The sequence below is a fragment of the candidate division KSB1 bacterium genome (assembly GCA_022566355.1).
GTDB lineage: Bacteria > Zhuqueibacterota > JdFR-76 > JdFR-76 > DREG01 > JADFJB01.
Genome location: JADFJB010000140.1, coordinates 1 through 11,499 on the forward strand (window position 1 = coordinate 1; position 11,499 = coordinate 11,499).

The following is an 11,499-nucleotide window of genomic DNA, read 5'->3' on the forward strand; positions in this document are numbered from 1 at the left end:
TGCCCCGGTTCGCAACGACGATATCGGGAAGACCATCATTATTCAGGTCTACGACGTTTGCGTTTCGGGTAGGCCAATCAGCGCGACCGAATTTCGGACCAGCCTGGAAGAATCCCTTGCCGTCGTTCAAGTACACGAGATTCGAATCCGGCCTGTCGTTACTGACGATTACATCCAGGTCGCCATCGCCATCGATATCGGCGAGTCGTCCGGAATAGGACCGATTTGCGACGGTCCCAAGATCATATGATCTTATAACGCCGCCTTTACCATCGCCAAGGAGCACACGATTGACCAGCGGCCAATGGCGCCCTTTTGCTAAAATGATATCGAGATTTCCGTCCCCATCAAGGTCTCCAAACGCAACATTAGCCGAAGTTTCAGAAGTGGTTTCAAGGATTACGGTGCGATCGTATCGTGGAAGATTCCCTGGTTTCGATATGTCGTTTACTTGTGCCTGCAAAGGCGTCTGTGCCGCAGCCAGGAGAACAAGAATTATTGCGAGGAACGGTTTTCTAATCATACAAGTTAATCCTATTGGTTTTGCAAATAACCATCCTGAGAAATTTTGTTCATTAATGTAAAATATTTTTTTCCAAAAGCAAACCAAAGAAACCTGGTTTTCGGCGGCATTCGTTTCTTTTTGGATTTATTATTTTTTGATGCGAAGTAATATTGAAAAAGTTAGAAACAATTATCATTGTATTCTTCGATGAACTGCCCGGTGCGGACCCGCATTACGGGTGGGGTGGGTGGAAAAATACTCATTTAGGAATTTTTGCTTTCCTCTTGAGACCCCATCTCAATTCGCAATGGCAGGTCGGTCATTGCATAGTGAATGAATTGCTGACCCAGTCCTGTAAGTTCGTATAAATCGTCTTGATCAATAGCTGACTTCATTGTTTTTTTGGTACCACCTTGTGAGGAAGATTTTGATTTTGGTTTAACTAAAAAATTTCCGTAATAGTCAGTTTCTCTGTGCTGACGAACTATACTGCATGATTTTTCATTACAAAGCTAGTAGATTTATGATATTCAATTAATATTTTGTGGTTATTTTTAGTGTACCTAAGATGAAAAGGCCATTTTCCATCTTTTTTTTGGGTTCCAGACTCTACATAATCAGGGTTGAATTTATCAGCTTCATATGGATAGTAGTTTTTTGCGTGGCCTTTAAGCCATTCAATATTGTCATTATATTCGGAATGGTTAGGGTCATTTAATATTTCAATAAGTTGATAATATCCGGGTACCCCACCGCAATCCTCAGGTGGACATGCGCGTTCACCTGCTATACATATTGGGTATTTAGCCTGACTGTCCTTCATGAGAATACTTTCAAGCAGGACATGATGCGACCATTTGTCACCGAAGTCATAATCATAGATAGCAAATTTCCCAGGGTCTGTGAAATAGTCCTTTACTAAAACCTCCCACCCTGGCAATACCAGATGGTCATAGGATTCTTTATCTGGAATACCTATTTCTGTTTCTTTTTTCTTGTAGGGCATCCGAACACGGAATGCATGTAGATGATAATCAAGCCAGCCCATTGAATCTTGTATTGCTACGTGCAGATCCCAAAAAGTATATCCAGAGGGTACTTGTATCACTCTCCAAATAGTTGGTTCTATTTCACTCAACTCAATCCGAAACTGGTAAACTAAATTATCACTAAGCTTATTTATTTTCATAATTCCTACTAATAAATAGACCCGCGAAAACAAATGCTAAAACATTCATGATAATGAAACTTGTTGGTTTTGCAAATAACCCTATAAACATCGGAATGGGCGTTTTATATTGTGTTTTCATAATATAAAACCATTCGATTTATGGTGTATAATTTATATCCCCGGGATGTGCTATAAACGACTGCTTCATTCGCGGGCGCCTCTTTTGAAAGTGAGATTATCTTGCCATCAAAACAGATCCATGCTATCTAGCTTTGTCACACAATTATTATATTTTCTTGGCTTGCCCAACTCCTTCCATAATTCTGCCGCTTTGGCGTACTCGCCGAGCTTTTCATAAGTCTGGGCTATTTTTGCTTTGTTCTTACCCGATTTGACATACATCGCAAGCGCTTTTTCGTAGTTGTGTGCTTTGTAATAGGCTTCGCCTGCCCTGGTGAACTTCTGGATTTTCTCGAACATCCCGGCCGACTTGCCATACTTTCCCGCAACGTTGTAGTAGTTTGCCGCGTCAACTAGCAATCCGCGCTGCTCATAGATCTCTGCCAGTTTCAAGAATTCCTTTCTGTGCAGAAGAATTCTGGCCACTTCATAGAACTCGCCTTTTTCCATCATCATGTCCATGGCTTTGTCGTTGTGCGTAGATTCTGCGAAGATTCGATAGTTATGCTCGGTGATTTGCAATTGCCTTACGATGCGATTGAAGTCTTCAAACTTGCCCAGAAAATACAGTTTGATAGCAGAGAGCTCAGATATGTCTTTAACCAATTCCGGGTATTCGCGTTTGAATCGTTTTTCCAATTTGGACATCGATTGCGGAGCTTCTTCGCGGAGCTCCCGGAGGTATGAGAAGTAGTGATCGTATCGCCGGCTTTTCTCCAGGTAGAATAGTTTCTTATCCTGGAGTTCGTCCGAAAAGGTAAGCCTTGTTAGGATCTCAACCCACTTCACCATCTCCTTCTCATCGGGGTCCTGTTCGAAATATTTGTCCATAAGAACGACCAGCGACGATTTATTTTCTAACTGGAACTGATAGTCTATATAATCATAATCATAATAGTAACTGCTAGAAAATGCGTAAGGCGGTTCGCTCAGGAGAAATTCAGCTGCGACTTTTATGAAATCATGCCTGAGGCAATATGCCGCGATTTTTTCTATTTGATAAGGCTGGTACAGGCATTTCCGCCAGTGGTTTAACGCCTGCTCGCGCCGGCTATCTTGCAGGGCGCAGCAACCTGCCTGGACATTGTCGTGAGCCAAAGTAAAACAAAGTTCTGCCGCTTCCAGTTGCTGCTGAGTGTGGAGTTGATGTCCCACATTGATGATGTCAGGCGCTATGACATGTCTGGCTACCCGCCTGGCGTCTGCAAAGTTATTTTGTCTGTCTTCTTCAGATTTGAGATAGTTCACAAACGCAGCCTTCATATTTTTCAACTTCTGGTAGGCTTTGGCAGCATGGTAATAGTCGTGGGCTAACTCGCAGAACCGGGCCGCTTCCGCAAAGTTCTTCAATTTGAAATAACTCATCGCCGTTCCATCATGGTCCTTCGCGACATAGTACCTGACCAGCGCTGGAAAATATTTTCGTTTCTCAAAAAAATCGTGCGCCTGAGAGAGCAGGTCCTCCGAATCTGATAGTTTCTTCACAACCTTGACTGCGTTATCGAAGTCCCTGGCCTTCTCGTATATTTTTAATTGGTTCGAATAGTCCCCGGTCTGCTGATAAATTGAAAGCAAGCGATCTTGTCGTTTCAGGTGGCGCCATAGCCTCATGGCGCTGTCGAAGTCCTTAGCCTTTTCAAACAGCGCGGCCGCCTTTTCCAAATTCTTGAGTTTCTCGTAGAGCACGGCAGATTGCTTAAAGAGGCCGCCTTTTTCATAGTAGTAAGCCGCTTCTTCTTTGTCCTTGAGTCGCTTGAGACTTACTTCGGCCGCCTGGTCATATATTTTCGCCTTAACCAAAAACTCAAATCCCAGCCGATACGCTTTGCGGGATAGATGAATATCCGCCAGTTCTCCAAAGCGGCCCTTCTGTTCCAATAACTTCAGATGACACCGATGCGCGTTTTCTTTACTGTTCGATTTGCTCCATAATAGAAAGGCTTGTTCGTAGTCTCCACATTTTTCATAATAAGAAGCGGCCTTGTCCAAATCTCCAATCTCTTGAAAACAGTTAGCCGCCAACTGAAAATCCTGTCGCTTTTCGGCCTCGTAAGCCCTGGCCTTGACCAACAATGTGTCTTCGCCGGCATTTTTGTAACACTCCATTGCCGCTTTGTAGTAACGCCGTTCGAAAAAATAATGCCCCTGAGTCAGCCATTCGTCGGGTGCGGAGATAACATTCCAGACACTGCTAATGTAGTTGACATCATCGGTGATATAAACTTTATCTCGGATAGGCTCGCTGCGCCAGATCAACGACGGTTCGGTATCGTCATAAATCAGCAAATCTCTCTGCGCGCGAGTGATGGCGACATAAAGCAGGTTGATTTCATGCTTGATTTTCGCTTGATGAATGCTTTGGTCGGATTCGGCTATAATGACCTTCCAGATATCTTTCGTACGAACATCGCTGCCAAATTTCCACAGCAACACAGTGTCGAATTCCAGACCTTTGGCTTCGTTAATAGTAAAAATGAGTTCCGTATCCAGAAGTTCTCTAAGGTACTTTTTCTCTTCCTCTGTGCGCACCAGGATGGTTTTTTTGGCGCTGGTGCTCCGGATACTCTCCAGAATTGTGGGTTGATCCAAATTCCGGACCACAACGGGCGGCCGTCCTTTGTATTTCCAGTCCTCCTTCGGCTCTTCGGCACTGCTGCCCAGAAGCTTCGCCTTTAACTCCAAAAGAATGTTGGACAATTCCACAATGCTGCCCGAACTTCTGAAATTCAAGTTGAGAAAATGAATGTCCGGTATTTTGAGTTTCCGCTCATAAAAATGGCGTTTCAATTCTTCCCAGCGAAATCCACTGGGATTGATCGTCTGTTTCGTATCGCCACATAAAAGCAAATTCATCGGATTTCTGACCGTGTAAAAAAGTAGCTCATGTTGCACATCGGTCAAGTCCTGTACCTCGTCACAGACCACCAGGTCATAGCAATGGGTGTCCGGCTTATGTTCGCTCAATAGTGTCACAACCTCTCTGGTAAGATCCAACTCATCCCACAATCCCTCGCGGTGGAGTCTTTCCTGGTACCATTCGAAAACGCGGTAGAGGTTGTGCCGGTCGAGTTGGAAATTGGGTGCTTTCTTCTTTCCAAGCGCTTCATAATCGACAAAAGAAAGATACTTTTTCTGTGTTAACTCCCTGGCTTTCGACAAAAGGTTGAAGGTGCGATCAATGACCGTCAACACCCGGTCGCCCTGGGCTTCGACGTAGTGACTAAGATTTCTGGAAAATGTCATGATATCGGTTCCAAGATACTTCTGAACAAAGTTCTCCACTTTTTCGAGAGATTTCAATTGTGCGAAGGTGTAAAATTGTTGCTGCAAAGCGCTCAAAAACCTTGGTTGAACCGGCTTGATTTTCAAACCTACCAAGGCGTTTTTGAGGATGTTGATGTTGATTTGCGGCAGGGCACCTTTGATGATGGAACGAATTTCCTCCCAGATCAAGGGAGCGTCGTATCCCTTCGCCTGTGGACAGGACAAGATCATCTTACTAAACTTCTCAAAGTCGACCTCTTTCTCTCTTGCAATGCTATTGTGACATCGCTCCGCGACATCCAGGCAGTATTCCTTAAATGTAAAAAACACAGGATCGAGGTACTCTTCTCTTAATGGGCTGGTATTCAACAAGCCATGGTATAGTTTCCGCGCTGCGTTTTTCAAATGGTGATTGTAGGTGATGAACAGTTTTTTCTTTTTTGCCAGCGGTAGTTTCAGCAGGTAATAGATGCCGAGGGTGGTCTTACCGCTGCCAGCGGTGCCAGAGACTAAGGTCGGTAAAGGTTGGTTTAAGACTGCCTGCTGCTTTGGCGTTAGGTAGAGCTGCAACTCGAATGTATCTTCCTGGTGATCTTGAATACGCCCCCAACTCTCTTCGTCCAGGAGATGCCATCTTTGGGTTGCGGAATCATCTGATATTTTCTGGGTAATGCTCTCTTGCGTAAAGTAAGCTGCATCCAGATTTTCCAGTGAGATTTCACCTATGGATTCTTCATGGTAGGGTTTGAATTGCAGGAAAGGAACGTTGCCTGGGAGGATGCCTTTAGTTTTCCGGCTCACCCGGTCGTGCACAACAATGCCCCAAATGTAGACCAGTAAGGCGCCGGAGGATGCGCCATTTTCCTCTTCATGCCCCACCGTAAAGAGGATACGGTTAGCACGGTCGAGTCTGGCCTCGAAAACGACCTTCTGCCCTGCCAGGCTCTTGAGTTTCTTGACATTCAAACCGCCATCCCAGTACCCGATCTCCAAATACTCAATCTTCTGCCGCAATTTCTTCCGGTAGGTATGAGGCTGGGAGAGCATATACTTCTTGAAGGAATCGTTGATAAGAACCTTGATCATAGTTTCGTGTCAATCGCTTTCTTGTTTTTAGTAAGGAAAACGTCGATGAGCCGGTATTATGTGACAGTAATGTAATCAAACTTGAAGTGAATATCAAGACGACATTACCACAAAACTCGTCTCTTCTCCGCATTTCACATTGTGTAAAAAGTCAGGGGGCGTTAGTCGAATGATTACAAAATAACGTGTGTTTAAGAATAAATAGTAATGAATTGTCAAATTCTGATTATAAAGTCATTTGGTTGTCATTAACTGAATGAATGAAATAAATTATGCGACTTCGTGTCGCAATATAACGCAAAACTAACCCGCACCGGACGAATGGGCACGGAGATTCGAAATAAGTAATAAGCCTGAAAATCAGTGAAGACGTTAAAGAGAGAACCGCCCCCGGCATCGGGTGCAGTTGTTGTGAAGCCATGTGCCCTATTTACAAGCACTTAACTTATGGGTTTTCGTACAAAAGTTATTATTAGCATTAGTCTGAAACAATTCTTCTTAAGGTTTTAACTACAAAATTATTTAGGCTCACACCTTCATTCAATGCACGGACCGCTAAAGCTTGATGTAGGTCAGGGTCAGTGCGCAGTACAAATTTTCCAGAATATTTTTTACCGGCAGTGGCTGATGGAAGAGGGCGACCATCTTTTTTGTAAATCTCAATCCACTCATCCACAATTTGACAAAGCTCTTGGTAGACTTTCGTTTCATCTTCACCATGACAACATTTTCCTATCCAACCTGGGACAGAACCCACATAGCACTGATCTTCTTCAGACCACTCCACTAATTTTAAATATTTATCTCTTTCTTTCATTTTTATACTTCCGCAATTTTTTGTTTAATCAATTTTTCTTGATACGGTTTTGCATCATCACCGAGTTTTCCTGAAATAGTTAATACTAGACCTGATTCGTGAATGTAGTTTCGATGACTACCTTTGCCACCCCGATTAACGAAGCCCGCTTTTTCTAAATCGCCAGCAAAGTGCTTTGTACACCACTCTGCTCAACGAAACTACCCATCTATGACTTCTTCTTTATTGTGAACAACGTTTCATTGTTTTGTCTGGTATTTTTTTCGATGTCAACCAAAAGTTGCAGGACTTCCGATATAGTAAAGAATGTCACAAATGCAATTCCAAGATATAGGAGAGGAAATAACAAAACTATCCCCATTTCAAAGCTACCTGTGAGCGTGTTGAAAATACTACTCATAATCCCCAATACACCGATAACTGCTGTAAGAAATGCAAGTGTTCGAAAAATAGTTGTTATAACATAAAGTCTAGGATAATTAGCGAATCGTTCTTTTTTGGGCAGCAGCGAATAGAATAAACGTAAGAAAGATCTGCGTCCTGAAGGCGTTTGAGATTGCTCTTGCTGTTTCTGTCCATCCAGTTGTTTTTTGCGAATTTGGTCAAGCCGTTGCTTTATATATTCAAGTCCTCCTCGTCTTTTGGCCTCTTCTTTTGCAATGTTTATCGCAGGCTCTGTATAATCTTGTGTACTTTCCTCCAGAACTTCCAGTAATTTCTCGTCGGATAAGGAATGAATCCGTTTTTTAACATCGTCAGTATTTTTCATTTCGTTATCCTATCACAACACGAATAAAACCATTTGACAATGCCTCAAGCTCCTAACTAATAAATCGATCTGCGAAATGTTGAAGTATGAATAATTATGGGCACTTTTAGTCCTCTAATAAAATCATGTAAAATCAATAAAAGCGTTTTATTTTGTGTTTTCGTAATATAAAACCAGTCGATTTTTTGGTGCATAATTTATACCCTGGGGGTTTTGTTCATTAATGTAAAATATTTTCTCCCAAAAGCAACCAAAGAATGAAAATTTCAATTCAATGACGCCAAGTTTCTGCAGCAATCGTTTCGTTTTTTTATGAATGAAAAATCATTCAATCTTTGATCATCAAAACTTTCTTCTTATACTAGATTGTGCAAAAGATAATGAATCAAAACAGCTATCAACAAATGCTGCAACTTGCCATCGATGAAGCCAAAGAAGGCTTTCGGGAAGGGGTACCTAAATAAGAGAATGGGCTTAACAGTTTTGGGGGTAACCAAGTACGGAATTGGTCGTTTGGAATTCCTGGAATTCTTAGAATACTTCTTTATAAATGCCCATCTCTAAACAAAAGTTTCACGCTCAACTTCCGGCATTTATCCCCGACCGGGGTCCTTTCGTGAATCGGCGCGCTGGTAACGGCAGCCTTGTTAATGTGAGAAAGAATTTTCTTGCATCAGACTTTATGTTCTGTGTGATTAGAATGGTATCCCTTTTTTATTTGAGTAATAATAGTTTCTTCACCTTTAAGAATCGCTCTTTTCCTCCCACGACTTCTGCAACTATTTGATAAATGTAAATTCCGTTTGAAACTGCTCTGCCTTGACGATCTTTCCCATTCCAAACAACTTGATGATAACCGCCAGGCTTTTCTTCATCAACTAAACGGACAACTTCTCGCCCCAAAATATCATAGATAATCAGAGAAACTTTGCTGGCTTTGGGGGAATCAAATCGAATGGTCGTCGTCGGATTAAACGGATTCGGATAATTTTGTCCGAGAGAGAATTCTTCAGGTATGGGATTGACTTCTTCAACGTCCAAGACGGGAGATTGCGGAGTTTGAAATTCATTTTTCGTGGCACTTGCAGTGGTATCAGTACCATCCGTTGCTTTGATATGCCATGTATAAAGCGTCTCAAATTGAAGATAATTGTTGCCACCGAAAACCAACACGGTATCGTTTAAGCCAGAAATGGTCGTATCCAAACCTGCGCCGAAAAGATTGAAGATGTACTGAATTTCATCCCCTGCATCAACATCCAGCGACTTTTGCCATACAAATGAGATCAGCAAGTTGTCCACAGTACCGCCAACTGCCGGTGATATTAAATCAAAAACTGCCGGCGGATCATTACCAGGAATAACCGTTACCATAAATGTATCGCTAACACTTGCGGCACTAACATCCCTTGCTGTTACAATAATGGTTGAAACACCGTTTGAATCGCTGACAGAATTAATTTCCAGAAGGCTGCCGATAACATCTGCTGTTACCAAATCATTGGATACAGATACACTGTACACTAAGCTATCTCCAAAGGGTACATCAACATCATCAAATACAGTGTCCAAGTCTGCAACGATTACACTGTTGAAATCTTCACTTACTGTTAGATCAATAATTGAGTTTGTCGTAGTTGGCGCAGTATTGGATATTATGTCAAATTCGTGAACGAATTCTAAACTTCTTCCCCCATTGGCGTCCTTTGCATAGGCATGTATGTTGTAGGTCTTATCCGGATTTAAATGGGATAGATCAACAGGAAAGTCGGTATCAACTCTATCGGATGGCGGGAAATCCGTATATGTGAAAACCTGAGAATCTATTGTATCACTGCTAAAAAACCACTCGATAGAAACGATATCCGGTGACGCATCTAAACTCGATGTTGCTTCTTTTAAAAAAGGTCGTGCATAGGTTAAACTCCAACTGCTATTGGCATCTTGCGACCGAACATAGAGGATATGAAACCCATTATCCACACTAGTCAAATCCACGGAAAAAAGTTTTGTAATATTGCTGGTAGTAGAAAGTGAAATATCTACACCCTTTCCATAGCCCGGATCGGTGTCAATGAAGTATTCCATTTTTATAATATTCGGCGGGGGTTCGCGGCTCGCGGTTCCTTTGAAAAACGGTTTGGGATAAGTTGGACTCCATCTGCCAGAATCGTCTTTTGCTCGTATGTATAAAATGTGAAATCCGTCGCTAACCTCTGCCAAACCCACACTAAAGCTGAATTCCAGACTGGAATCTGGTATCGTAATGCTTACCTGTGTTCCGTTTCCGTATCCAGGGGTTGTATCGATAAAATACTCGATTTGCACAATACTTTGTGCATAAAGTCCCTGGTAAAAAAACAGAATAAATAACATGGTTATTTTTTTCATGATGTCCTATTTAGATTAAAATGATTTTTCAACTAGTTATGCGATTTGACTTTTACATTAACCTGAAGTCCTGAATTCGTTGAACCGGAAGTGGGTGCATCAAAGAACCAAATAGCGGGAATAGCAGGTACGCCAGACAGCCTATAAGGTTCGTTTCCGCCAAATATTCCGCAATCTTCTCCCGTTATACCCGCACCAATAGCGGGAGAGCCAGGAGCTAATTGCCACTGCCCGTCTGTGCTGCCTTCGCCGACAAAAACCATATTCATATCTACATTTTCCTGGTTGCCATTGAGGGTACCAAATTGGTTAGAATTTCCTATATTGTTTTGGACATCACAGTTTAAAAGAGCTATAGTGCCGGACCCAATATTATTATAAAATATAGAATTAGTTACAAATGACTGATTATGAGAAGAAATAACATTGTTCCTTATATCAGCAGATGCTGTGGCATCCATGGAGATAGCAACAAACTGATTTCCATCACTTATATAATTATTGTGGATAATAATATTTTGACATGAAGCTCCAATGGCTAAGAAAGAGCCACCAGATAAATAATTTTGAATAATAATGACGTTTGATGCGGCCGAATCTATTATTAAATTATCTTCAGTAAAATTCCTTTTAATTATGATGTTGTTGGCATAAATCTCGATACCATTATTACCTTCCTGATAAAGCCCTGTTAATAACGACCCTTCTGAACCAGTATTAAAAATAACTTGTCCCACTTTTGCCGAAAGGAACGATACCTGCGTTTCCGGATTTTCATTTAAAAGATACCCGGGACCAAAAATGTATAGTGTCTTGGTGAGGTTAAGATGACCATAACTGAGTCCCGAGCCGTACACATACAGGGTGTCTCCAGTAAGCGCACCATCATGTGCCTCTTGCAAAGTAGTAAAATCGCTGATATTAGCAGGGTTATTATCTACTCTCCAAATTTTAGCAAACGCAGTTGTTGTTAGCAAAGCGAAGGTTACAATTGCCAAGAGGATTGTTTTGGTTTTCATGGTTTTTCTCCTTGTATTTTTTGTTTAATCTATCATTTTTTATTGCATATGTTTTTTGATTCATGGGTTTCTAATATAGAAAATTACTTTTTATTCCCTTTTTTTCGTTAAGCTGAAAAGACATCTAACCTGGATAATTCATGAACCCTATCACTGTCATCCAGGAGGGATCTATTTAGCCCTTTATTTTATACTTACAATTATACTTACAATTTTGCTTTTTAATTTTACGGAAATAGATCCCGTTGCGCGACGGGATGGCACTTTTGAAACTTCAAGCATAATACTATAATTCAT

6 protein-coding genes and 2 pseudogenes are annotated in these 11,499 nt (G+C 41.7%); all 8 read right to left on the minus strand.

What is annotated here, in order from left to right; all coding sequences use genetic code 11:
* Window positions 1-523 (minus strand): VCBS repeat-containing protein (locus IIC38_18030; GenBank protein MCH8127828.1); only part of this gene is annotated, 523 nt, incomplete at its 3' end.
* A gap of 545 nt (window positions 524-1,068) precedes the next feature.
* Window positions 1,069-1,694, minus strand: a pseudogene (locus IIC38_18035) (plasmid pRiA4b ORF-3 family protein).
* Window positions 1,695-1,922: 228 nt separating this feature from the next.
* Window positions 1,923-6,134 (minus strand): UvrD-helicase domain-containing protein, encoded by a 4,212-nt coding sequence (locus IIC38_18040; protein ID MCH8127829.1) that lies wholly within the window; start codon window positions 6,132-6,134, stop codon window positions 1,923-1,925.
* 550 nt (window positions 6,135-6,684) lie between these two features.
* Window positions 6,685-7,023, minus strand: coding sequence for a toxin-antitoxin system HicB family antitoxin (locus IIC38_18045; protein MCH8127830.1), 339 nt, complete (start codon window positions 7,021-7,023; stop codon window positions 6,685-6,687).
* Window positions 7,024-7,025: 2 nt separating this feature from the next.
* Window positions 7,026-7,184 (minus strand): annotated as a pseudogene (locus IIC38_18050) (type II toxin-antitoxin system HicA family toxin).
* Between the two features lie 47 nt (window positions 7,185-7,231).
* Window positions 7,232-7,792 (minus strand): hypothetical protein, encoded by a 561-nt coding sequence (locus tag IIC38_18055; GenBank protein MCH8127831.1) that lies wholly within the window; start codon window positions 7,790-7,792, stop codon window positions 7,232-7,234.
* 714 nt (window positions 7,793-8,506) lie between these two features.
* Window positions 8,507-10,183 (minus strand): T9SS type A sorting domain-containing protein, encoded by a 1,677-nt coding sequence (locus tag IIC38_18060; protein ID MCH8127832.1) that lies wholly within the window; start codon window positions 10,181-10,183, stop codon window positions 8,507-8,509.
* Window positions 10,184-10,215: 32 nt separating this feature from the next.
* Entirely contained in the window at window positions 10,216-11,202 is a 987-nt protein-coding gene (locus IIC38_18065) for a hypothetical protein (GenBank protein ID MCH8127833.1), read from the minus strand.
* Between the last annotated feature and the right edge of the window lie 297 nt (window positions 11,203-11,499).

Excerpts from the sequence above, each read along its gene's own strand:
- IIC38_18065 (MCH8127833.1), bottom strand. The coding sequence starts at position 11,202 with ATGAAAACCAAAACAATCCTCTTGGCAATTGTAACCTTCGCTTTGCTA.
- IIC38_18055 (MCH8127831.1), bottom strand. The coding sequence starts at position 7,792 with ATGAAAAATACTGACGATGTTAAAAAACGGATTCATTCCTTATCCGAC.
- IIC38_18060 (MCH8127832.1), bottom strand. The coding sequence starts at position 10,183 with ATGAAAAAAATAACCATGTTATTTATTCTGTTTTTTTACCAGGGACTT.
- IIC38_18045 (MCH8127830.1), bottom strand. The coding sequence starts at position 7,023 with ATGAAAGAAAGAGATAAATATTTAAAATTAGTGGAGTGGTCTGAAGAA.